Source organism: Mycolicibacterium sp. SMGY-1XX (genome assembly GCF_059132455.1).
Window position 1 is genome coordinate 1935431 of the sequence record NZ_CP101139.1, and the last position, 22761, is coordinate 1958191.

Consider the following 22761-nt stretch of genomic DNA (forward strand, 5'->3'; position numbering starts at 1 on the left):
CGATGTCCAGAGTTCTCGTGTTGAACGGACCCAACCTCAACCTTCTCGGCGCCCGTGAACCCGCGTATTACGGGACATCCACCCTGGGCGACATCGAGGAACTCTGCCGAAGTGTCGGCGACGTTCTCGATGTCGGCGTGGAGTTCCTGCAGTCCAATCACGAGGGTGTGTTGATCGACCGGATCCATGCCGCGGGAGCCGAGTACCGGGAGGGCACTCTGCGTGGAGTCGTGTTCAATCCCGGTGCGCTCGCCCACAGTTCGCTTGCGCTGCACGATGCGATCAGAGGTGTGGACCTCCCCGTCGTCGAAGTGCACATCTCGAACGTCCATCAGCGGGAATCCTTCAGGCATCACTCGTACGTGTCACCTGCTGCTACCGGGATCATCGTCGGCCTGGGCGCCGCGGGTTACGAGTGGGCCATCCGCGCCCTCGTCGCGAAAGAAAGGTAGCGGCAATGACTCTCACACACCAACATCACATGAAGACCATCGCCACGGTCTGCCTGTCGGGAACTCTGGATGACAAGCTCATCGCCGCGGCCCACGCCGGTTTCGAGGGGATCGAACTGTTCGAGCCCGACCTCGTCGCGTCGACATCGAGCCCGAAGCAGATCCGGGAGCAGTGCGACAACCTGGGATTGGAAATCGTTCTATACCAACCTTTCCGGGATCTCGACAGTACCGACCCGGAGCAGTTTCAACGCAACCTGCGCCGACTCGACCGCAAATTCGACGTCATGGCCGAACTCGGGGTCGACCTGATCCTGGTGTGCTCCAATGCGTCGGACGACGCGGTCGCCGACTTGGACCAGTTGGCAACGCAACTGCGGGCGGCGGGCGAGCTCGCGGAGCGCCGCGGGATGCGGATCGCCTACGAGGCGCTGGCCTGGGGGCGCACCGTTGACCTGTGGACCCGGTCCTGGGAGGCGGTCCGCCGCGCGGACCACGCTGCCGTGGGTCTCTGCCTGGATAGTTTCCACATCCTGTCGAGGTCCTCCACGGTGGATGAGCTCGCCGACGTTCCCGGTGAGAAGATCTTCTTCCTCCAGTTGGCCGATGCACCGCACAAGGACATGGATGTGCTGCAGTGGAGTAGGCACTACCGCCTTTTCCCAGGCGAGGGGGCGTTCGACCTTGTCGCCTTCACCGGCGCCGTACTCGCGGCCGGGTACCGCGGCCCCCTGTCGCTGGAGGTGTTCAACGACGTCTTCCGCCAGTCCTCACCCGTGCGTACCGCCATTGATGCGGTGCGCTCCCTGGGTGCTCTGGAAGCCGGCCTCGACGGCAGCCGACCGTCACGACCGATCGATGTAGCGTTTGTCGAGCTGAGTGTCACCCCGACCGACCTCGGCGTGGCCGAACACGCGCTGTCGGCATTGGGATTCGAGCGGTCGTCGACGCACCGATCGAAAAAGGTCACGGCGTGGACGCAGGCAGATGCCACCATTCTCATCAGCGTCACGACCGACGCGGCCGAGGACGACTCGTCGGCCATTGCCGCGGTCGCATTCGACGCCGAGGACCCCGCGGGGTTCGCAGCGGCGGCCGAACACCTCAACGTGGCGGCGCTCCCGCGTGTGGTGCGGCCGGGCGAAGCCGATCTGCCGGCCGTCGCAGCCCCCGACGGCCTGTCCGTGTTCTTCGTCTCCACCGGGCGGGGAGGCCTCGACTGGCGACGCGACTTCGACCCGGTGCCCGGGTACGGCGACGCCGTCGGCGCGGGTGTCACCGGACTCGACCACATCTCTGTCACGGCGCCCTTCGACCGCTTCGACGAGAGTGTGCTGTTCTACCGTTCGGTGCTCGGGATGCGAACCGACGAGGTGGCGGAATATCCAGGCCCCTACGGGCTGGTGCGCAGTCATCTGCTTCGGACACCCCACCCCTCCGGTTTCGGGATGGCCCTGGATGGTCCGGTGCTGCGCCGGGGTAGGTGGACGCCCGGTGTTCAGACGCCCCAGCACATCGCGTTCACCACCGACGACATCGTCGGCACCCTGAACGCGTTGCCGGCGGACGCCCCGATCCTGCATATCCCCGACAACTACTACGTCGACCTTCAGGCTCGGCTGCACCTGAGCGACGAGTTCGTCGACGTACTGCGGCGACTCGACATTCTCTATGACCGCAGCGCGGACGGCGAGTATTTCCATGCCTACACCACGGTGATCGGCTCACAGGTCTACTTCGAGCTGATCGAGCGCCGCGGCAATTATCGGGGCCGTCCCCTCGCCGATGCGCCGATCCGGATGGCCGCACACGTTGCCGCGCGCCGCGGGAAGGCCCCGTCGACCCGGTGATCCGGTGACGGCCGGACGGCCCATCGTGTTCGTCTTGTCGGAGTGAGCCGCACAGAGTGAGTCTCGAGCAACGAGAGCATCAAAATCGGTGGCACGTCGAACTACCCTGTCCGCAGTAATCGGGGAACGACAGGTGCCGGCCGGCTTTGATTGGACACAGCTCATGACGACTCACATTCGCAGCGGCCGGGCGATCCAGGACCGCCGGATTCCGCATCCGCCCCGACGCGTGCCCCTGCTCGGCGACGTCCTGAGTTTCCGCGGCGACGAGCCCGCCCAGTCCGTCTCCGACCTCGCCCAAAAGCTGGGCCCGCTGTTCGAATTCCGCTTTCTGGGTGCCCGGTGGGTGGTCGCCGCCGGTCCGGAGGTGGTCACCGAACTGAACGACGAGACCCGGTTCTGCAAGCACCTCGGCCCGGACATGGTGGCGCTACGGGTCATGGGTGGTGACGGGTTGTTCACCGCCCACAACGACGAACCCAACTGGCGTAAGGCGCACATGCTGCTGATGCCGGCGTTCTCGCAGGCGGCCATGCGGAGTTACCACCCCACGATGCTCGACGCGGCCGCGGAGTTGACCGCCGCCTGGGATGCGCATGCCGACTCGGGGGAGTCCGTCGACGTCTCCGCCGACACCACCCGGGTGACGCTGGAAACCATCGGGCGCTGCGCGGCGGGTTACTCATTCGGCGCGTTCCACTCCGAGCAACCGCATCCTTTTGTGGAGCACATGGTGGCCGGTTTGGTGGGAGCTGACCGGCTGGGGGTGTTCCGGGCCACCTACCTGCCGAAGTTCGTGGCGAATCGTTATGAACGCGAGGTGCGCCGGCATGCCGACGCCATGCACCGGATCGCTGACGACATCATCGCCGGCCGGAGAGCCGAAGGGCTGGGGCACCACGATGATCTCCTCGAGATCATGCTGGCACCCAGCCCGGACTCTCCAGACGACGGCCGGCCCGCACTCGATGAGGCCAACATCCGCTACCAGTTGATCAACTTCCTGGTCGCCGGCCACGAAACCACTTCCGGTGCTTTGTCTTTCGCACTCTACTTCCTGTCCACCCATCCCGACGTGTTCTCCCGCGCCCGCGATGAAGTGGACAGGGTGTGGGGAGACGACGCACCGGAATTCGAGCAGATCGCCAAGCTGCGCTATGTGCGTCGTGTGCTCGACGAATCGCTGCGGCTGCAACCGACCGTGCCCGCCTACTACCGGTCGGCCCGGGAGGACACGGTGCTGGCGGGACGGTACGCCATCGGGAAGAACGAGTGGGTGTTGGCGTTGACCACCACGCTGCACCGCGCCCCGCAATGGACCGCGCCCGGCTTGAAGCCGGTGGACGAGTTCGACCCGGACCGGTTCGCCCCCGAACACCTGCGCGCCCGGCCGGCGCACCTGTACAAACCGTTCGGCACCGGCGAGCGCTCGTGCATCGGGCGACAGTTCGCCCTGCACGAAGCGGTGCTGGTGCTCGGCTGGCTGATCCGGCGCTACGACCTGATCGCCGACCCGGATTACGAGCTGCAGGTGGCCGAGCGGCTGACTCTGATGCCGAAGGGTTTCCGGCTGGGGTTGCGCCGGCGACGCTCCCAGCGTTGAGACTGCGGTGACACCGGTGTTCGGGCGGGTTTTGCGGGCGTGGCCGCAGTCTCGAACACCTGTGGTCGGCTCGGGCAGGCTTCTGCACTAGGCTGGTCGCGACACACCTCGTGGAGCAGGAACCCGGTGCGAATCCGGGGCGGTTCCGCCACTGTGAAGGCCACGGCGCCGTGAGGCCGCCGGTGGTCACAGCCAGACACTGGCCGCGAGGATCCACGGCGAGGGGCGCGAACCCCGGGGAGGCCGATCATGCCTGATGACATGACCCGTATTGCCCTGCTGTCCACCTCGGACACCGACTTGCTCTCGGCCCGCGCCAGCGGCGCGGCCTACAACCTGGGCAATCCCGCCCGCCAGCCGCTCGAGCCGGTGTTGGCCGGCGCCGACGTGGTGGTGATGCGGGTGCTCGGGTCCTCCGACGAGATCCGCACCGAACTGGAGACCCTGCGGGCCAGCGGCCTGCCGATGGTGGTCCTCGGCGGTGAGCGTCAGCCCAGCCCCGAGTTGATGGAGAACTCGACGGTGCCGATCGGGCTGGCGGCGCAGGCGCACGCCTATCTCGCCGAAGGCGGCCCGGCCAACCTCGGGCAACTGCACGCGTTCCTCTGCGACACCGTGCTGCTCAGCGGCGACGGCTTCGAGCCGCCGGCGGTGATCCCCGAGTGGGGTTATGGTCAGCGCCCCGAGCAGACCGACGGAGCAGCACGGATCGGCATCCTGTACTACCGGGCCCACGAGATCAGCGGTAACGCCGGGTTCGCGCACGCACTGGCCGATGCCATCGACGCCACCGGCGACGCGGTGGGTGTCCCGATCTTCGCGTCGTCGCTGCGCAGCGCTCCCGAGGAGCTCTACCAAGCGTTCGGCACGTTGGACGCGCTGATCGTCACCGTGCTCGCCGCCGGCGGGTCCAAACCGGCCGGGGTGAGCGCCGGCGGTGACGACGGCTCCTGGGACATCGAGCGGCTGGCCGCCCTCGACATCCCGGTGCTGCAGGGCCTGTGCCTGACGTCGTCCCGCGAGGACTGGGACGCCAACGACGACGGCGTGACCCCGCTGGACTCGGCGAACCAGATCGCCATCCCCGAGTTCGACGGCCGGATCATCACCGCGCCGTTCTCGTTCAAGGAGATCGACGAAGACGGTCTGCCGCACTACGTGGCCGACCCCGAACGGTGCGCCCGGGTCGCGGGGATCGCCGTCAACCACGCCCGGTTGCGCCGAGTTCCCAACGGCGAGAAGAAGCTTGCGCTGGTGCTCTCGGCGTACCCCACCAAGCATTCCCGCGTCGGCAACGCCGTCGGCCTGGACACCCCGGCTTCCACCGTGCGCCTGCTGCGCCGACTGGCCGCCGACGGCTACGACGTCGGCGACGGTTTCGGTGTGCTCGGTATCGAAGACGAGACCGAGGCCGGCGACCGGTTGATCCACACCCTGATCGCCGCCGGCGGTCAGGACGAAGAGTGGCTCACCACAACACAACTCACCGATGCGCACGTGACGGTGAGTGCCGAGCAGTACACCGCCTGGACCGCTGACGTGCCCGAGGGGTTGCGCGGAGAGATGCAACAAGCCTGGGGTCCAGCGCCCGGCAAGCTCTTCGTCAACGACGCGGGGCAGATCGTGCTGGCCGCGTTGCGGGCCGGAAACATCGTGCTGATGATCCAGCCGCCACGCGGTTTCGGCGAGAACCCGGTGGCGATCTACCACGATCCCGACATGGCGCCCAGTCACCACTACCTGGCCGCATACCGGTGGCTGGAGCACGGTTTCGGTGCGCACGCCGTGGTGCACCTGGGCAAGCACGGGTCCATGGAATGGCTGCCCGGCAAGAACGCCGCGCTGTCGGCCGACTGCGCCACCGACGCCACCATCGGCAGTCTCCCGCTGATCTACCCGTTCCTGGTCAATGACCCCGGTGAGGGCGCGCAGGCCAAACGCCGCGCACACGCCACCATCGTCGATCACCTGATCCCGCCGATGGCCCGGGCCGAGACCTACGGCGACATCGCGCGACTGGAACAGCTCCTCGACGAGTACGGCAACATCGCCTCGATGGACCCGGCCAAGCTGCCGGCCATCCGCGGCGAGATCTGGAACCTGATGCGCGCCGCGGAGATGCACCGCGACCTCGGCTTGGACGACCGTCCCGAGGACGAGGAATTCGACGACTTCCTGCTGCACGTCGACGGCTGGCTGTGCGAGATCAAGGACGCCCAAATCCGCGACGGCCTGCACGTGCTCGGCGGCGCACCCGAGGGCGAGGCCCGGGTGAACCTGGTGCTGGCCATTCTGCGGGCCGCCCAGGTGTGGGGTGGCCGCGACCACGCCGTGCCCGGGCTGCGCGCCGCGCTCGGTCTCAAAGAGGAGGCCGAAACCGCCGCGGTGGACGAGATCGAGACCCGGGCCCGCGGACTCGTCGAAGCGATGGAGGCGGCCGGCTGGGACGCCGCCGTGGCGGCCACTCTGCACGACGACCCCGAGGTGCAGACGGTGCTGCGGTTCGCCGCCACCGAGGTGGTGCCCCGGCTGGCCGGTACCGCTGGTGAACTCGACGCCGTGATCCACGCACTGGCAGGTGGTTTCGTGCGCCCCGGCCCATCCGGATCCCCGTTGCGCGGGCTGGTGAACGTGCTGCCGACGGGCCGCAACTTCTACACCGTCGACCCGCGGGCGGTGCCGTCGCGGCTGGCCTGGCAGACCGGTCAGGCGATGGCCGAATCGCTGGTGCAGCGCTACCTGGACGACACCGGCGCCTACCCGGAGTCGGTCGGTCTGTCGGTGTGGGGCACCAGCGCCATGCGCACCTCCGGCGACGACGTGGCCGAAGTGCTTGCACTGCTGGGGGTTCGGCCGGAATGGGACGAGGCATCCCGCCGGGTCAGCCGGCTCGAGATCATCGCCCTCGAGGAACTGGGCAGACCCCGGATCGACGTGACGGTGCGGATCTCCGGCTTTTTCCGCGACGCCTTCCCACATGTGGTGGCGATGCTGGACGACGCCGTGCGCATGGTCGCCACCCTCGACGAACCCGACGAGCAGAACTTCGTGGCCGCCCACGCCCGCGCCGACTTGGCCGAGCATGGTGATGAGCGTCGCGCCACCACAAGGGTTTTCGGATCCAAGCCGGGCTCGTACGGTGCCGGGATCCTGCAGGTGATCGAGGCGGGCACCTGGCGTGACGACAAGGACCTGGCCGAGGTGTACACCGCGTGGGGCGGCTTCGCCTACGGCCGTGGTCTCGACGGGGTGGCCGCCGCCGATGACATGCGCACCAACTACTCGCGCATCAAGGTGGCTGCCAAGAACATCGACACCCGCGAGCACGATATCGCCGACAGCGACGACTACTTCCAGTACCACGGCGGCATGGTGGCCACCATCCGCGCGCTCACCGGCTCGGATCCCAAGGCCTACGTGGGGGATTCGACGACACCCGATGCGGTGCGAACCCGAAGCCTGGCCGAGGAGACCGCCCGGGTGTTCCGGTCCCGGGTGGTGAACCCACGCTGGATCTCCGCCATGCGCAAACACGGGTACAAGGGTGCGTTCGAACTCGCCGCCACCGTCGACTACCTGTTCGGGTTCGATGCCACCGCCGGGGTGGTGCACGACTGGATGTACGAGAAACTCGCTCAGGAGTACGTGCTCGACCCGACGAACCGGGAATTCCTGGACAAATCGAATCCGTGGGCGCTGCACGGCATCGTCGAGCGGCTGCGGGAAGCGGCCGACCGTGGCCTGTGGGCGGAACCGTCACCGGAAACACTGGCCGCGTTGCAGCAGGCATATCTCGAGGTCGAGGGTGATCTGGAGGACCGGTAGGTGACAGAAGTCCGGATTCTCGGGGTCGGGATGGGCCCCCAGCACGTCACCGCGGAGGTGGCCGCGGCGCTGCGCGACGTGGATTACGTACTGGCAGCGGAGAAGAACGATGACGACGGGCTGCTGGCGCTGCGGCGTGAAATCCTGGCTGCCCACACGGATTCGGTGCCGATCGTGGTGGTCCGCGACCCGGAACGAGACCGCTCGGCCGGGCTGAGCACCTCCGGTTACGAAGGTGCCGTAGCGGATTGGCATTCGGCCCGGGCGGCGGAATACGCCGCCGTACTGCGGGAGCGCGGCGGGACGGCGGCGTTCCTGGTGTGGGGGGACCCCTCGCTGTACGACTCGACCATCCGGATCGTCGAAAAGGTCCGTGAGCTCGGCGTCCCGGTGGAACTGGACGTGCTGCCGGGGATCAGCGCCCCGCAGCTGCTCGCAGCCCGGCATCGGATCGTGCTACACGAGGTGGGCCGTCCGGTGCACATCACCACCGGCAGGCGGTTGCAGGAGGCGGTGGCGGCGGGCCAGGACAACATCGTCGCCATGCTCAATCCACCACCGGAGCGGCTCGACCTGTCCGGCCTACACGACTGGACGCTGTGGTGGGGCGCCAATCTCGGCGCGCCCGGCGAACGTCTGGTTCACGGCCGGCTCGGTGAGGTGTATCCCGCCATGGCCGAGGCGCGTGAGGCGGCCAAGGCCGACGCCGGCTGGGTGATGGACCTGTTCCTGGTGAGGAAGAACTGATGCCGGGCATCCTCGTGGCCGGCACCACCAGCGATGCGGGCAAGAGCGTGGTCACCACCGGCCTGTGCCGGGCGCTGGCCCGCCGGGGTGTCAAGGTGGCCCCGTACAAGGCGCAGAACATGTCGAACAACTCGATGGTGTGCGCTACGGGCACTGAGATCGGCCGGGCGCAATGGGTTCAGGCCCTGGCCGCCGAGGCCGAACCCGAGGCGGCCATGAATCCCGTGCTGCTCAAACCGGGCAGTGATCACCGCAGCCATGTGGTGCTGATGGGGCAGCCCTGGGGCGAAGTGTCCTCGGCGGACTGGCTGGACGGCCGGCGCGCCCTGGCCACGACAGCGCACGCGGCTTTCGACGACCTGGCCGGCCGGTTCGACGTGGTGGTGGCCGAAGGTGCCGGGAGCCCCGCTGAGATCAACCTGCGCGCAGGCGATTACGTCAACATGGGACTGGCCCGGCACGCCGGCCTCCCCACGGTGGTGGTCGGTGACATCGACCGCGGCGGGGTGTTCGCGGCGTTCCTCGGTTCGGTGGCGCTGCTCTCACCCGAGGATCAGGAACTGGTGGCCGGGTTCGTCGTCAACAAGTTCCGCGGTGACCTCGACCTGCTGGCCCCGGGTCTGCGTGACCTGGAACGGGTGACCGGACGGCGCGTTTACGGCACCCTGCCTTGGCATCCCGAACTGTGGCTGGACTCCGAGGACGCCCTGGACCTCGAGGGCCGACGTTCCTCCGGGGATGCAGCCCGCCGGGTGGCCGTCATCCGGCTGCCCAGGATCAGCAACTTCACCGACGTCGACGCCCTGGGTCTGGAACCCGGTTTGGATGTCGTGTTCGTCTCCGACCCGCGGGCGCTCGGCGACGCGGACCTGGTGGTGCTCCCGGGAACTCGCGCCACCATCGCCGACCTGGCCTGGTTGCGGTCACGAGGACTGGATCGTGCCATCGTGGCGCATGTGGCTGCAGGCAAGCCCCTGATCGGGATCTGCGGTGGCTTCCAGATGCTCGGCGGGGTGATCCGTGACCCGGACGGTATCGAGGGGCAGCCCGCGGAGGTTTCCGGGCTGGGCCTGCTGGATGTGGAGACGACGTTCGCGGCGGCGAAAGTGCTGCGCCTGCCGCAGGGTACCGGGCTGGGGGTGCCGGCCTCGGGGTACGAGATACACCACGGCCGCATCACCCGCGGCGCCGGGGTCGACGAATTCCTCGGTGGGGCCCGCGCCGGGCAGGTTTTCGGGACCATGTGGCACGGCTCGCTCGAAGGCGACGCGTTGCGTTCGGCGTTCCTGGGCGAGACGCTGGGGGTGGCGCCGTCCGGGGTGAGCTTCCCGGCAGCCCGGCAGCGGCGGCTGGATCTGTTGGGACAGTTGGTCGAACAGCACCTCGACGTCGATGCGCTGCTGGCGCTGGTGACCAATGGTGCACCCGCGGGGTTTCCGTTCCTTCCGCCGGGAGCACCGTGACGAGGGTGTTGCTCCTCGGCGGCACCGCCGAAGCCCGGGCTCTGGCTGCGGAGTTGGTGGCCGACGGGATCGACGTGATGAGTTCGTTGGCCGGTCGGGTGGCCCGGCCGCGGATGCCTGTCGGCCCGGTCCGCGTCGGTGGATTCGGCGGAGTGGACGGATTGCGCAGCGCCCTGGCCGATTACGACGCCGTGGTGGACGCCACCCACCCGTTCGCGATGACCATGTCCCAGAACGCCGTCACCGCCTGCACCACCGGATCCGCCCAGCGCCCGCTGCTGCGGTTGCAGCGACCCGGCTGGTCCGACCGCGCAAAACCGTCCTGGCAGTGGGTGGATTCGCATGACGAGGCGGCGGTGCTCACCGCGCGACTGGGGCAGCGACCCGTGCTCACCATCGGACGACAGCAACTCGCGCGCTTCATTCCTGCCTTGCACGAGCTGGCGGTGCTGGCGCGGGTGGTCGACGATCCCGACGTGGATGTGCCGCCGTCGTGGCGACTGCAGCACGACCGTGGTCCGTACGCGTTGCCGGGTGAACTGGAGCTGCTGCGTGACCATCGGGCGGATGTGTTGGTGACCAAGGACTCCGGCGGTGAGTACACCTGGCCGAAGATGGCGGCCGCCGATGAGCTCGGACTGCCGGTGGTGATCGTCCGCCGCCCCGAGGTGCCCGCCGGCGTCATCACGGTGTCCAGCGTGGAAGAGGCCGCTGCCTGGGTGCGGGCACTGTAACCTGGCAGTTGCCAGTCGCCTCCGTATGGAGCAGGGAACCCGGTGCGACTCCGGGGCTGACGCGCAGCGGTGTGGAGTGACGAAGCGGGCATGTGTAAGCCACTGGGAGCGTAGCTCCTGGGAAGGCAGCCCGCCGAGGACGATCTCCGAGTCCGAAAACCTGCTGGCAGCCGCGACACCCGTCGCGGTGAGGTCATCGGGTCTCGCTGTTGGACCCCCTGATGTGAAGGATCGCCATGCGACCAGAGTTGTTCGTGTTTGCCGTCTTTGCCCTCGTCCTGGCAGGGTGCAGCTATTCTGCGGAGCAACCCTCCGCCGCCCCCGCCCAGGGCTACCCCGTGTCGATCGAGAACTGCGGCCGTGAGGTCACGATCCAGCAGGCACCCGAACGCATCGTCTCGTTGAACCAGGGCAGCACGGAGATGTTGCTGTCGCTCGGCGCCGCCGATCGCATGGTGGGTGCCGCGGGCTGGACCGATCCCATCCTGCCATCGCTGGAGGCCGACAACGCCACGGTAGAGCGGCTCGCCGACCAGGCGCCGTCGTTCGAGACGGTTCTCGCCACGGAGCCCGATCTGGTCACCGCATCGCTGCAGGGCACCCTCGGTCCCGGCGGCGTCACCACTCCGGAGGATCTGGCGAAACTGGGCGTCCCGTCGTACATGTCGGTTGTCGAGTGCACCAAAGAGGCCGGCAATTCCGACGGCCGGCGCACCGAGACACTGGAGATCGACGCCATCTACACCGAGATCCGTGACCTCGGTGCCCTGGTCGGCGAACAGGCCCGCGCCGAGGGACTCGTCGCTGACATGCAGAACCGGGTGGCCGCCGCCTCGAGGAGAGACACGGCCGGCACCACAGTGCTGTACTGGTTCGCCAACTCCGAGTCGCCGTACATGGCCGGGTGCTGCGGCGGGCCTGGTGTCATCAACCGCACCCTCGGGTTGAAGAACGTGTTCGAGGATTCTCCGGAGGATTGGCCGCAGATCAACTGGGAGACGGTGGCGCAGCGTGATCCCGATGTGCTGATCCTCGGCGACCTGACCCGCAAGAGCCAAACCGCTGAGAACGCCGCCGCGAAAATCGCTTTCCTGGAATCGAATCCCGTCACCCGCGAGATGACGGCGGTGAAGAACAAACGCTACATCCCGTTGGCCGGCGCCGAGCTCAACCCGTCGATCCGGATGGCGGACGCCATCGAGAAGGTCGCAGGCGGGTTGGCGCAGTTCGGTCTGGCCCGCTGAGCAGCGCGCTGCGCTCCCCGGCTGTGGTCTGGCCGGCGGGGCTGGTACTGCTGTTGGTGTCGGTCGCGGCCGCCACCACCATCGGGCCGTCGGATCTCGGGCCCCGCGACGCATTCGCCGCCGTCCTCGAACGGTTCGGCGGCCCCGATTCTCAGCTGTCGTTGCTGCAGCAGAGCATAATCTGGGAGCTGCGACTGCCCCGCGCGCTACTGGCCGCGGCGTGCGGAGCGGGGCTCGCGCTGTGTGGCGTGATGCTGCAGTCGCTGTTGCGCAATCCGCTGGCCGATCCGTTCATCCTCGGCGTCGCCTCGGGAGCGTCGACCGGTGCGGTGTCGGTGGTGGTCCTCGGTATCGGCGCCGGGGCGATCGGACTGGCGGCCGGCGCCTTCGTCGGCGCGATCGTCGCTTTCGGCCTGGTTCTGGTGCTCGCGTTCGCCGCCGGGGGCGGGATGGACCGGATGATCCTCGCCGGAGTGGCTGCCACCCAACTGTTCTCGGCGCTGACATCGTTCATCGTGTTCAGGTCGGCGGACGCCGAGCAGACCAGGGGAGTGTTGTTCTGGCTGCTGGGGTCGCTGAGCACCGCGTCCTGGCGCGATGTGGCGGTGTGTGCGGTGCTGGTGATCCTGGGAGTGGTGATCTGCTGGGCCTGCGCCGGCACGCTGGACGCGTTCCTCTTCGGTCAGGACGCCGCCGCTGCGCTGGGGGTGGCGGTCGGACGGATCCGGCTGCTGCTGTTGGTGGTGACCGCGCTGGTGACTGCGGTGATCGTGTCGACCTCGGGTGCCATCGGGTTCGTCGGTCTGGTGCTGCCGCACGCGGCGAGGGCGTTGGTGGGGACCAGGCACCGCGTGTTGGTGCCGACGGCCACCATCCTCGGGGCGATCTTCCTGGTGTGGGTGGACACGGCGGCCCGGGTGGTGATCGCCCCGCAGGAACTTCCCGTCGGAGTGGCCACCGCGATCGTCGGCGTACCTGCCTTCGTGGTGATTCTGTTGCGGCGCAGGAGAAGCGGATGAGCCTGTGCGCCAGCCGGGTCACCTGGTATACCCATGGCCGGGTGATCGTCGACGGGGTGGACATCACCGTCGCCGCCGGCGGCACCGTCGGGTTGCTCGGCCCCAACGGTTCGGGGAAGTCGTCGCTGCTGCGGCTCTTGGCGGGGATTCGCCCCGCCTCCTCGGGGGTGGTTCGCCTCGACGACACCGTCGTGTCGACGATGAGCAGGCGCCAGGTGGCGCGGCGGCTCGCGGTCGTCGACCAGGAGGCCACCACTGATCAGGAGCCCACGGTGCGTGACGTGGTGGAGCTCGGTCGCCTGCCGCATCGGCAGCCGTGGTCGCCTATGTCGGCCCGGGACCGTGAGATCGTGGAATCAGTCTCGGTGACAACAGGAATCGAAATGCTGCTGGACAGGCGCTATTCCACGCTGTCCGGCGGGGAACGACAACGTGTGCAGATCGCGCGGGCCCTGGCGCAGGAGCCGACCGAGCTGTTGTTGGATGAACCGACCAACCACCTCGACATCCGGCACCAACTGGAACTGCTCGAATTGGTGACCTCCACCGACACCACCACGCTGATGGCGCTGCACGACCTCAACCTGGCCGCGGCCTATTGCGAGGAGTTGGTGATCTTCCAGCACGGGCGGGTGCACACCGCGGGTCCACCGGCCAGGGTGCTCACCGCGGACGTGATCGCGCAGGTGTATGGAGTGCAGGCAACGGTGCACCTGGAGGATGGCCGTCCGCATGTGCGGTTCGGCCGGCCGCTGCGCTGAGCCGCACTAGCGTGCAAAAAGCCCTCGGCGAGCGCGCGTGTTGGTACGAAAAAGCCCGGTGTGTTGCGTGCAGACACGCGCGCTCGCGGAGAGTAGGGCGGCGGCCAGGCCGACTCGGCGGGCCAGCCGGGTGGTCCGCGGGATGTCGCTCGGCACCGGGGCGCGGCCGTCACCCATCAGCGCGCGGTGCTCGACGCGGTTGCCGTAGTAGGTGTTGGTGCCGCCGAGCCGGATCCCCAGCGCCCCAGCGAAACTGGCCTCGACCACCCCGGCGTTGGGGCTGGGGTGAGCACGGGCGTCGCGGCGCCACGCGCGCAGCGCTCCGCGCGGATCAGGGGCCAGGATCGTTGTGATCAGACCGGCGCTGCGGGCGCCGGGGAAGCCCAGGACATCGTCGAATCGGGCGGCGGCCCAACCGAATCGCTCGTATCTCGCGTTGTGGTGGCCCACCATCGCATCCAGGGTGTTGGCGGCCCGGTGCCCCACCAGACCCGGCACCCCGGCGACCGCACCCCAGAAAAACGATGTGACCACCGCGTCGCTGGTGTTCTCGGCCACCGATTCGACGACGGCGCGGGCCACTTCGTCGGGTGTCAGCGCGGAGGTGTCGCGGCCCACCAGGTTGCGCAACCGGCGCCGGGCCCCGTCGAGATCATCGGCTTCGAGCAACTGGTGCACGGCCAGCGCCTCCCGTTCGAGTGAACGGCCGCCGAGCACTGCCCAGGTGGTCACCGCGGTCACCAGCACCTGCGCCACGGGATGGCGGGCGCAGCGCTGGGCGGTGACGGCCAGTCCCGTCGCGGCCCCGACCAGCAGAACCTGGTACCCAACGCCACGCGCGCGGCTGTCACCGTACATCCGCTGTTCGAGTGCCGAAGCGGCACGGCCGAATCCGGCCACGGGATGGCCCCGGCGAGGATCGCCGAGGAGACGGTCAGCGGCGTGGCCCAGGACCAGACCGGCGGCCTGCCAGGTCGTTGGGTTCAGCATCGGCCTACACCTACGATGGGCGGGTGCGGATCCTTGTCACCGGTGGTGTGCGCTCCGGCAAGTCGGGTCACGCCGAGGCGCTGCTGGACGGTGTCGCCGGCGTGACGTATGTGGCACCCGGGCGCGCCACCGACGGCACCGACCCGGACTGGGATGCCCGGGTGGCGCTGCACCGGCAGCGCCGTCCGCAGAGCTGGTCGACGGTGGAGAGCAGCGCGCTGGCCGAGGTGCTCGCCGACCGGCCGGGTCCGGTGCTGATCGACTGTCTCGGTACCTGGTTGACGGCGATCATGGACGCCGAGCAGCTGTGGGAGGGCTCTTCCGGCGAGGCGTCCGCGGCCATCGGCGCCCATCTCGACACGGTGTGCGCTGCACTCGGCGCGGTGACCGAGGCGGTGGTGGTGACCAACGAGGTGGGCCTCGGTGTGGTGCCCGCACACCGATCGGGCCGGCTGTTCCGTGATCTGCTCGGCACCGTCAACCAGCGCGTGGCCGCGGTCTGCGATGAAGTGCACCTGGTGATCGCCGGTCGTGTCCTGAAGCTGTGAGCTGCTCAACCCGGCAGCAGTTCCGTCAGTAGCGCCGTGTCGCGCAGTGCGGCCACCGCGCCGCGCAACACCGGTACCGCGGCCACCGCGCCGGACCCTTCACCGAGTCGCAGACCCAGATCCAGCACCGGTGCCAGGCCCAGCTTGTCCAACGCCAGGCTCTGTGCCGGTTCGGTGGAGCGGTGCCCCGCCGCGAACCAGGCCGCCGCTCCGGGGTTCATCCGGTCGGCGGTCAGGGCGCACGCCACCGCCATCAGCCCGTCGAGCAGCACCGGGACACCCGAACGTGCCGCGGTGACAAGGTATCCCGTGGACGCAGCAAGGTCAGCGCTGCCGAGTGCGGCCAATGTCTGCACTGGATCGCCAGCGCGGTCACCGACCCGGGCCAGCGCAGCCTCGATGACCTCGGCCTTGTGCCGCAGCCCCGCATCATCGATCCCGCTGCCGCGGCCCACCACCTCCTCGGCCGGCAGTCCGAGGCCGGCGGCCACCATGGCCGCGGCGGGCGTGGTGTTGCCGATACCCAGGTCGCCGCTGAGCAGGAGTTGCGCGCCCGCGGCGATCTCCTGCGCGGCCACCTCGGCACCCGCGGCCAGGGCGGCGTGCGCCTGCTCGTTGGTCAGCGCGTCCTCGAGATGGATGGGGCCGCTGGATCGGCGGATCTTGTACGCCTGCAGTCTGTTTCTGACATCGGCGGGCAGGTCGGCGAAATCGTCGTCGACACCGAGGTCGAGCACCCGGACGTCGACCCCGTGTGCTGAGGCCAGGGAGTTGACCCCCAGTTTCTTGATCAGCGCGGCGCGGACGGTGGCGGCGGTGATCGATGACGGGAAGGCCGACACCCCGTGTGCGGCGACGCCGTGATCGCCGGCGAAGATCACCAGGCGCACATTGTCCAGCTGACGCGGCGGAACATCGCCCTGGGTGGCCGACAGCCACACCGCGAGTTCACCCAGCCGGCCCAGTGCGCCGGGTGGGGTGGCCAGACCGGCCAGCCGAGCTCTTGCCGCGGCAGCGACGTCGGCCGGGGGCGGGGCGATGGAGTGCATGGCTTCTCCTAGGAAACGGAAAGGGGCTGGCGGATGATTCGCTCGAGGGCGGCCAGCAGTCGGTCGGTGGTGGCGTGATCGCGCACCGCGATGCGAATCCAACCACCGTCCAGGCCGGGAAAGGTGTCGGTGCGCCGTACCGCCACACCGGCACCCCGCAGCGCGGCGTGCACACCGTCGCCGACGTGGGCCAGCACAAAGGGTGCCGCGCCGGGGATCACCCGGACGCCACGGTGCCGCAGACCTTCAGCGAGGTGGGTTCGCCAGTGCCGCAACTCTTCTGCCCGGCGCTGAGCTTCCGCCGCCGCACGGTCGTCCGCACACACCCGCATGGCGGCGATCGCGGGTGTCGACACCGACCACGGCACCTGGTGCCGGGCCGCGTCGGCGATCAGCGCAGGGTCACCGAGCAGATAACCGGCCCTGATCCCGGGGATCGACCAGTGTTTGGTCAGGCTGCGGGTCACCAGCAATCCCGGCACCCGCTCACCCGCCACGGTCTGTGGCTCACCGGGCACCGCGTCCATGAACGCCTCGTCCACCACAACCACCCGGCCGGGCCGCAGCAGCCGGCGTATCGTCTGCGCGGGGTGCAGCACACCGGTGGGGTTGGTGGGGTTGCCGACGACCACCAGATCGGCGTCGTCCGGCACGATCTCGGGCCGCAACGCGAAATCGTCGTCGGCAGAACACAACACCGTGGTGACGGTGTGACCGGCTTGCTCCAGTGCCAGGTGCGGTTCGGTGAACTGCGGGTGCACCACCACCGGCCGTCGCCACGCTCGCAGGCCGGCGATCAGGAAGAACGCCTCGGCCGCACCGGCGGTCGGCAGCACCTCCTCGCCCGCGCGGCCGTGCCGGGCGGCCAGCGCCGAACGAGCCTGCGCGGCATCGGGATAGGCGCCGGACTGGTCGACGGCACGGTGCAGCGCGTCGTCCAGCCAGGTCGGGCGCGGACCCGCGTAGACGTTGACGGCGAAGTCCAGCAATCCGGAGCCCAGCTCGGCGTCACCGTGATGCCGCAGATCCACCGGCGGCGGGCAGGACGCCACATAGTCGTGGGCGGCGTCGGCGAATCGCTGAGCCAGCTGCGGGTGGCCGGCCCAATGGATGTGCAGATACGACGCATGCAGGGTCGGGCCGGCGAATCCTTCCGCGCCCGCGGGAAGAAGCCAAGCGGCGCACTGGGTTTCGGGATCGGCCTCAGGCGTGACCCGGGTGCGGTGGAATTCGTGGCCGGTGATCTCCTCGCCGGCCCTGCCCAGCAGGGAGTCCCCGGCGGAGATCGCGGTGCGGTAGCCCAGCGTCAGTTTCGGCGTCATCGCCGCGGTGGCGTCCACGGCGCCGATCGCCGGGATGTCCTCCAGGGTGCGGCACAGATAAGTCAGTCCCGCGCACTCGGCGACGGTGGGCACCCCGGCCGCGATGGCATCCCGGAGCTCGGCGATCAACGCCGCATTGGCGGCCAGATCCCCGGCGTGCACCTCGGGAAAGCCGCCACCCAGATAGATGCCCGCCGTACCGGGCGGCAGCGCCGCATCGGTCAACGGGTCGAACTCCACCACCTCGCAGCCGGCGGCGGTGAGCAGTTCCTCGGTTTCGGCGTACCGGAACGTGAACGCCCGGCCGCCGGCGACCGCGACCACCGGCCGGCTGCCGGGGCGCGGTGTCACCTCGGCAGCGGGATCCCACCCCGGGGTCTCCAGAGCAGGTGCCTGCCGGGCGATGTCGAGCACCGCGTCGAGATCGACGTGCTGCTCGATCACTTCGCGCAGCCGATGCAGGGTGGCTGCGGATTCCACGCGTTCGGCGGCCGGGACCAGACCGAGGTGCCGTGACGGCATCTCGACACCCGCATCACGGGGCAGCACACCCAGAACCGGAATATCGCGGTGCGCCAACGCCTGACGCACCTCGTCGGCGTGCCGCTCGGTGCGAGCCTTGTTCAAGATGACGCCGGCGATCCGCACCGCCGGGTCGAAGTGCGCCAGCCCGGTGACGACGGCGGCGTGGGTGCGCGAAGCGTGCGAGATGTCGACGACGAGGATCACCGGTGACGCGGTCAGTGCGCTGACGTGGGCGCTCGAGGACTCGCCGTCGGTGCCCAGGCGCCCGTCGAACAGACCCATCACACCCTCGATGACCGCCACGTCCGCGCCGGCCGCGCCGTGCACCAGCAGCGGCACGATTCGCTCCTCACCCACCATGAACGGGTCGAGGTTGCGGCCGGGCCTACCGGTGGCCATGGCGTGATACCCGGGGTCGATGTAGTCGGGGCCGACCTTGTGACCGCTGACCGACAGGCCACGCGCGGACAGCGCCGCCATCAGACCGGTGGCGATGGTGGTCTTTCCGTGTCCGGAAGCCGGTGCCGCCACCACGAAGCGGGGCAGCGCTGTGGTCACCACTCGATGCCTCGCTGGCCCTTCTGGCCCGCGTCCATCGGGTGTTTGACCTTACCCATCTCGGTGACCAGGTCAGCGATCTCGACCAGTTTCGGGTCGGCGCGACGGCCGGTGATGATGACGTGCTGGCGGCCGGGGCGGTTCGCGAGTGTCTCGACGACGTCGTCGATGTCGACCCAGCCCCAGTTGATCGGGTAGGTGAACTCGTCGAGGACGTAGAGCTCGTGGGTTTCGGCGGCCAGCCGCTTCTTGATCTCCGCCCAGCCCTCGGCGGCGGCCACGGCGTGGTCCTCCTCGGTGCCCGGTTTACGCGTCCAGGACCAGCCCGAGCCCATCTTGTGCCACTCGACCGGACCGCCCTCGCCGGTCTCGTCGTGCAGGGCACCGAGGCGTTCCAGCACGGTCTGCTCACCGATGCGCCACTTCGCCGATTTCACGAACTGGAAGACTCCGATACGAAAGCCCTGGTTCCAGCCGCGCAGCGCCAAACCGAATGCGGCAGTGGACTTTCCCTTGCCGTCACCTGTGTGCACCATGAGCAGTGGCCGGTTGCGGCGTTGGCGGGTGGTCAGACGGTCGTCGGGCACCGTCAACGGTTGTCCCTGAGGCATCAGGCCGCCCCTTCTCGCGTTGCGCCGTGCACGATCTCGGTCAGCGCCTGGGCATTGAGCGCTGTCAACGCGGTGTACTCCGCACCCAGGTGTTCGGCCAGGGTGCGCGCCAAACCCATACGCATACGGCCGGTTTCGCAGTCGACGACGATGGAGCTGACACCTCGGGCGGCCAGGATGTCGGCGGCCTGGCGGGACCGGCCCACCGCGTCGGGTCCGGCGGTGGCGCGGCCATCGGTGACCACCACCAGCAGCGGTCGCCGGCTGGGATCACGCAGCCGTTCACGGCGCACTACATCGGCGGCTTCCAGCAGCCCTTCGGCCAGCGGTGTGCGCCCGCCGGCGGGCAGGTCCTCCAGGCGCCGCGCCGCGATGTCCACGGACCCGGTGACGGGCAGGGTCAACTCGGCGCCGGTGTCGCGGAAGGTCACCAGGCCCACCCGGTCGCGGCGCCGGTAGGCATCCAGCAGTAGCGACAAGATGGCGGTTTTGACGTGGCGCATCCGTTCGCGGGCCGCCATGGACCCCGACATGTCCACCACGAACAGCACGAGGTTGGATTCGCGGCCCTCCCGCACCGCGCGGCGCAGATCCTGGCTGTGCAGCCGGAGCCTGCCCGCGGTGCGACCCCGCGTGATCTGGTGCGGTGCGGCAGCGCGGACGGTCTCCACCAGGTGGATGCCGTGGCCGTCTCCGTCGACCCGGGTGGCACCCACCCGGCGCCCCGCGGCGGTGCGGGCGCGGCTGCGGCGGCCGGACTGTCCTTCGCCGACTCCGTTGACGGTGAACAGTTTGGCGCGGTAGGGCTCACCCGCACCCACCGGTGCGGGGGTCCCCTGGCCCGGCGACTTCTGCGTGCCGTCGCCGTCCCCGGGCGGGGAGATGTCCTCGGGTGCGCTCTCGCCGCCCCCGTCGTCATCGGGGCCATCCGGGTCAGGATCGGGCTCGGTGTCGGGAGCCTCCGGTGGCAGAACGTCGTCGAGGGCCTGCTCGTCCAGCCCGGGCGCGTCGAACGGGTTGCGCCGGCGCCGGTGCGGCAGGGCCAGGCGCGCGGCCACCCGGATGTCCTCGACGGTGATGTGTTCGCGGCCCTGCCACGCCGCGTGGGCGGCGGCGGTGCGCGCGGTGACGATATCGGCGCGCAGTCCGTCGACCTCGAAAGCCGCGCACACTTCGGTGACCTTCAACAGCATCTCGTCGGACAGCTGCACCTGGCCCACCAGGTCTTGAGCGCGCTGGATGCGCAGCTGCAACCGGTGCTGGGCGTCGGCGTAGCGGGCCCGGAACTCCTGGGGGTCGGCGTCGAAGGCGAGTCGGCGTCGCACCACGTCGGCCCGCAGGGCGGGATCTCGGGGGGCCGCGACCTCCACGGTCAGACCGAAGCGGTCCAGCAGCTGCGGACGCAGTTCGCCCTCTTCGGGGTTCATGGTGCCCACGAGCACGAATCTGGCTGCATGCGTGACGGATACACCGTCACGCTCCACGGTCAGCCGGCCCATGGCGGCGGCGTCGAGGAGCAGATCGACCAGGTGGTCATGCAGCAGGTTCACCTCGTCGACGTAGAGGATGCCGCGGTGCGCGTGGGCCAGCAGCCCCGGCTCGAAGTTGATGGTGCCGTCGCTGAGCGCGCGCTCGAGATGAATCGATCCGGCCACCCGGTCCTCAGTGGCACCCACCGGCAGTTCGACGAGGCGCACGGGCCGGGTCTCGATCATCCGCTCGGCGTCGAAGGGCCCGTCGGGGGACATCGCGTGCTCGTCGCCCGGGTCGGAGGAGAACCGGTCGCCGGCGTACACCTCGATCGGGGGCAGCACCTCGGTGAGTGCGCGCACCAGCGTCGACTTCGCGGTGCCCTTCTGGCCGCGCACCAGCACGCCGCCGATGCCGGGTGACACGGTGGTCAGCAACAGCGCCAGCGCCATGTCGTCGAGGCCGCCGGGTGCGTCCGGGTCGGCGCCGAGAACGGCGGAGAAGGGATACAGCTGCAGCATGAGGAGCTCCGCTCATGATCGCGAACCGAGAATGACGGTGTGCGAGGCCGGTCTTCGGACTGACCGAATCTCGTCCCTAGCCAGGGCGGGTTCGGATCACCGCAGCGGGCCTGTGCCGGATTCTCACCGTGCTTCCCAGATTCTCCCCAGCCACCGTCCGCTCCGTTTCCGACGCGGGGGCACCTGGGGCACCTCGCACCTGTCACGCTAGCATCGCCGCCGTGCCGGTCGCTGACGTGCGTCTCACTGTGGTGGGTATCGGGGCCGACGGCTGGGCCGGGCTCGGGGATAACGCCAGGTCGCTGATCACCGACGCCGAGACCGTCATCGGCGCACCGCGGCAACTGGGCCTGCTTCCCGAGGACGCCGGTCAGCAGCGTCTGACGTGGCCGAGCCCGTTGCGAGCCGCGCTGCCCGCGCTGCTGAACACCCTGGCCGGGCGCCGCGTCGTGGCGCTGGCCTCCGGTGACCCCATGGTCAGCGGGATCGGCACCACGCTGGTGGACGTGCTCGGCGCCGACCAGGTGACCGTGGTGCCCCATGTGTCCTCGCCCGCGCTGGCCCGGGCCCGTCTCGGCTGGTCGGCGGAGTCCACAGCGGTGGTCAGCGTGGTGGGCCGCGATGTGCACGCCGTGCTGCGTGAGGTGGCGCCGGGCCGTCGCCTGGTGGTGCTGTCCTCGGACCAGGACACCCCGGGCCAGCTGGCGGCGTTGCTGGCCACGCTGGGCTACGGCGCGAGCCGGATGGTGGTGCTGGGTGACTTGGGCAGCAACGCCGAGACCCGGGTGGACACCACGGTCGAGGGTTTCTCCGGCGCGGTGTCGCGTCTCAACATCGTCGCACTGGAACTGTCCGGTCCTCTCCAGACCGGTTGGGCGCCAGGGCTTCCCGACGATGCTTTCGAGAACGACGGGCAACTCACCAAACGTGATCTGCGGGCGGCCGCACTGGCCCGGCTGATGCCGGTGCCCGGTCAGGTGCTCTGGGATGTCGGCGCGGGAGCGGGGTCGGTGGGCATCGAATGGATGCGCGCCCACCCGACGTGTGCGACCGTGGCGGTGGAAGCGGACCCGGCCCGGGCCGAGCGGATCACCCGCAATGCCAAGGCGCTCGGTGTGCCCGCACTGCGGGTGGTCAACGGCCGCGCACCTGCGGCGTTGGCGGAGCTGCCGGCCCCGGACGCGGTTTTCATCGGCGGCGGCGCCACCCGGGCCGGAGTGCTGACCGAATGCCTGGCGCGGCTGCGGCCAGGAGGCCGGCTGGTGGTGCACGGCGTCACCGTAGAGACCGAGGTGTTGCTCGGTGAGGCCTACCGCGAGCACGGCGGTGAACTGACCCGCATCCACATAGAACGCGCCGCTCCGGTGGGGACGTTCACCGGGTGGACGCCGGCGCGCGCCGTCACCCAGTGGGCACTCGTCAAACCTGCGATTTCGGCGCGTTCGTAACCGCTCAGCGGTTACGAACGC

General features: G+C 69.4%; 17 protein-coding genes and 3 riboswitches. Of the genes, 12 read left to right on the forward strand and 5 right to left on the reverse strand.

Features of this window, described 5'->3' with window-relative positions; genetic code table 11:
• Nucleotides 1–2 precede the first annotated feature (2 nt).
• From aroQ to NL241_RS09565, 10 genes are all read left to right on the forward strand, one after another.
• Nucleotides 3–452, forward strand: a complete 450-nt coding sequence (gene aroQ / locus NL241_RS09520) for a type II 3-dehydroquinate dehydratase (protein WP_494397377.1) — start codon at nucleotides 3–5, stop codon at nucleotides 450–452.
• 5 nt (nucleotides 453–457) lie between these two features.
• Complete coding sequence (locus tag NL241_RS09525; RefSeq protein WP_494397378.1) at nucleotides 458–2302, forward strand: sugar phosphate isomerase/epimerase and 4-hydroxyphenylpyruvate domain-containing protein; 1845 nt, start codon at nucleotides 458–460, stop codon at nucleotides 2300–2302.
• 163 nt (nucleotides 2303–2465) lie between these two features.
• Nucleotides 2466–3905 (forward strand): cytochrome P450, encoded by a 1440-nt coding sequence (locus NL241_RS09530; RefSeq protein WP_494397379.1) that lies wholly within the window; start codon nucleotides 2466–2468, stop codon nucleotides 3903–3905.
• An 82-nt stretch (nucleotides 3906–3987) separates the two neighbouring features.
• Nucleotides 3988–4127: riboswitch (cobalamin riboswitch) on the forward strand.
• A gap of 39 nt (nucleotides 4128–4166) precedes the next feature.
• Nucleotides 4167–7730: a cobaltochelatase subunit CobN gene (gene cobN / locus NL241_RS09535; RefSeq protein ID WP_494398277.1), complete on the forward strand. Its 3564-nt coding sequence runs from the start codon at nucleotides 4167–4169 to the stop codon at nucleotides 7728–7730.
• Complete coding sequence (gene cobF, locus NL241_RS09540) at nucleotides 7731–8477, forward strand: precorrin-6A synthase (deacetylating) (RefSeq protein WP_494397380.1); 747 nt, start codon at nucleotides 7731–7733, stop codon at nucleotides 8475–8477.
• Complete coding sequence (locus NL241_RS09545) at nucleotides 8477–9940, forward strand: cobyric acid synthase (RefSeq protein WP_494397381.1); 1464 nt, start codon at nucleotides 8477–8479, stop codon at nucleotides 9938–9940. The genes cobF and NL241_RS09545 overlap by 1 nt, the downstream gene beginning before the upstream one ends.
• Nucleotides 9937–10674 carry a cobalt-precorrin-6A reductase gene (locus tag NL241_RS09550; RefSeq protein ID WP_494397382.1) on the forward strand — a complete coding sequence of 246 codons (738 nt, stop codon included), beginning with the start codon at nucleotides 9937–9939 and terminating at the stop codon, nucleotides 10672–10674. Before NL241_RS09545 ends, NL241_RS09550 begins: the two co-directional genes overlap by 4 nt.
• Nucleotides 10670–10856: riboswitch (cobalamin riboswitch) on the forward strand. It overlaps the preceding gene by 5 nt.
• Before the next feature lie 54 nt (nucleotides 10857–10910).
• Nucleotides 10911–11918 carry an ABC transporter substrate-binding protein gene (locus NL241_RS09555; RefSeq protein ID WP_494397383.1) on the forward strand — a complete coding sequence of 336 codons (1008 nt, stop codon included), beginning with the start codon at nucleotides 10911–10913 and terminating at the stop codon, nucleotides 11916–11918.
• 23 nt (nucleotides 11919–11941) lie between these two features.
• Nucleotides 11942–12937 (forward strand): FecCD family ABC transporter permease, encoded by a 996-nt coding sequence (locus NL241_RS09560; protein WP_494397384.1) that lies wholly within the window; start codon nucleotides 11942–11944, stop codon nucleotides 12935–12937.
• Nucleotides 12934–13698 carry an ABC transporter ATP-binding protein gene (locus NL241_RS09565; RefSeq protein WP_494397385.1) on the forward strand — a complete coding sequence of 255 codons (765 nt, stop codon included), beginning with the start codon at nucleotides 12934–12936 and terminating at the stop codon, nucleotides 13696–13698. The genes NL241_RS09560 and NL241_RS09565 overlap by 4 nt, the downstream gene beginning before the upstream one ends.
• A 6-nt stretch (nucleotides 13699–13704) precedes the next feature.
• Here NL241_RS09565 and NL241_RS09570 read toward each other — a convergent pair whose 3' ends face one another.
• Nucleotides 13705–14688, reverse strand: coding sequence for a cobalamin biosynthesis protein (locus NL241_RS09570; RefSeq protein WP_494397386.1), 984 nt, complete (start codon nucleotides 14686–14688; stop codon nucleotides 13705–13707).
• Nucleotides 14689–14711: 23 nt separating this feature from the next.
• Between NL241_RS09570 and NL241_RS09575 the strand changes: the two genes are divergently transcribed.
• A complete protein-coding gene (locus tag NL241_RS09575; RefSeq protein ID WP_494397387.1) occupies nucleotides 14712–15236 on the forward strand; it encodes a bifunctional adenosylcobinamide kinase/adenosylcobinamide-phosphate guanylyltransferase in 525 nt (174 codons plus the stop codon).
• Between the two features lie 5 nt (nucleotides 15237–15241).
• Here the strand turns inward: NL241_RS09575 and cobT are convergent, their stop codons facing one another.
• From cobT to NL241_RS09595, 4 genes are read right to left on the reverse strand one after another with little or no spacing between them, the layout of a single operon-like run.
• The gene (cobT, locus tag NL241_RS09580; protein WP_494397388.1) at nucleotides 15242–16285 is read right to left on the reverse strand and encodes a nicotinate-nucleotide--dimethylbenzimidazole phosphoribosyltransferase; all 1044 of its coding nucleotides are present in this window, start codon (nucleotides 16283–16285) and stop codon (nucleotides 15242–15244) included.
• A gap of 8 nt (nucleotides 16286–16293) precedes the next feature.
• Nucleotides 16294–18690, reverse strand: a complete 2397-nt coding sequence (cobBC, locus tag NL241_RS09585; RefSeq protein ID WP_494397389.1) for a bifunctional hydrogenobyrinic acid a,c-diamide synthase/histidinol phosphate aminotransferase CobBC — start codon at nucleotides 18688–18690, stop codon at nucleotides 16294–16296.
• The gene (cobO, locus tag NL241_RS09590) at nucleotides 18687–19301 is read right to left on the reverse strand and encodes a cob(I)yrinic acid a,c-diamide adenosyltransferase (protein WP_487691234.1); all 615 of its coding nucleotides are present in this window, start codon (nucleotides 19299–19301) and stop codon (nucleotides 18687–18689) included. The genes cobBC and cobO overlap by 4 nt, the downstream gene beginning before the upstream one ends.
• Nucleotides 19301–21292: a VWA domain-containing protein gene (locus tag NL241_RS09595; protein WP_494397390.1), complete on the reverse strand. Its 1992-nt coding sequence runs from the start codon at nucleotides 21290–21292 to the stop codon at nucleotides 19301–19303. The genes cobO and NL241_RS09595 overlap by 1 nt, the downstream gene beginning before the upstream one ends.
• 28 nt (nucleotides 21293–21320) lie before the next feature.
• A riboswitch (cobalamin riboswitch) is annotated at nucleotides 21321–21498 on the reverse strand.
• A 15-nt stretch (nucleotides 21499–21513) separates the two neighbouring features.
• Here NL241_RS09595 and cbiE point away from each other — a divergent pair.
• Nucleotides 21514–22740 carry a precorrin-6y C5,15-methyltransferase (decarboxylating) subunit CbiE gene (gene cbiE, locus NL241_RS09600; protein WP_494397391.1) on the forward strand — a complete coding sequence of 409 codons (1227 nt, stop codon included), beginning with the start codon at nucleotides 21514–21516 and terminating at the stop codon, nucleotides 22738–22740.
• Nucleotides 22741–22761 lie beyond the last annotated feature (21 nt).

What these genes read in the sequence shown, in the direction of transcription:
- aroQ (WP_494397377.1), top strand. Translation starts at nt 3, where the DNA reads ATGTCCAGAGTTCTCGTGTTGAACGGACCCAACCTCAACCTTCTCGGC.
- NL241_RS09525 (WP_494397378.1), top strand. Translation starts at nt 458, where the DNA reads ATGACTCTCACACACCAACATCACATGAAGACCATCGCCACGGTCTGC.
- NL241_RS09530 (WP_494397379.1), top strand. Translation starts at nt 2,466, where the DNA reads ATGACGACTCACATTCGCAGCGGCCGGGCGATCCAGGACCGCCGGATT.
- cobN (WP_494398277.1), top strand. Translation starts at nt 4,167, where the DNA reads ATGACCCGTATTGCCCTGCTGTCCACCTCGGACACCGACTTGCTCTCG.
- NL241_RS09545 (WP_494397381.1), top strand. Translation starts at nt 8,477, where the DNA reads ATGCCGGGCATCCTCGTGGCCGGCACCACCAGCGATGCGGGCAAGAGC.
- NL241_RS09555 (WP_494397383.1), top strand. Translation starts at nt 10,911, where the DNA reads ATGCGACCAGAGTTGTTCGTGTTTGCCGTCTTTGCCCTCGTCCTGGCA.
- NL241_RS09565 (WP_494397385.1), top strand. Translation starts at nt 12,934, where the DNA reads ATGAGCCTGTGCGCCAGCCGGGTCACCTGGTATACCCATGGCCGGGTG.
- NL241_RS09570 (WP_494397386.1), bottom strand. Translation starts at nt 14,688, where the DNA reads ATGCTGAACCCAACGACCTGGCAGGCCGCCGGTCTGGTCCTGGGCCAC.
- cobT (WP_494397388.1), bottom strand. Translation starts at nt 16,285, where the DNA reads ATGCACTCCATCGCCCCGCCCCCGGCCGACGTCGCTGCCGCGGCAAGA.
- cobO (WP_487691234.1), bottom strand. Translation starts at nt 19,301, where the DNA reads ATGCCTCAGGGACAACCGTTGACGGTGCCCGACGACCGTCTGACCACC.
- NL241_RS09595 (WP_494397390.1), bottom strand. Translation starts at nt 21,292, where the DNA reads ATGCTGCAGCTGTATCCCTTCTCCGCCGTTCTCGGCGCCGACCCGGAC.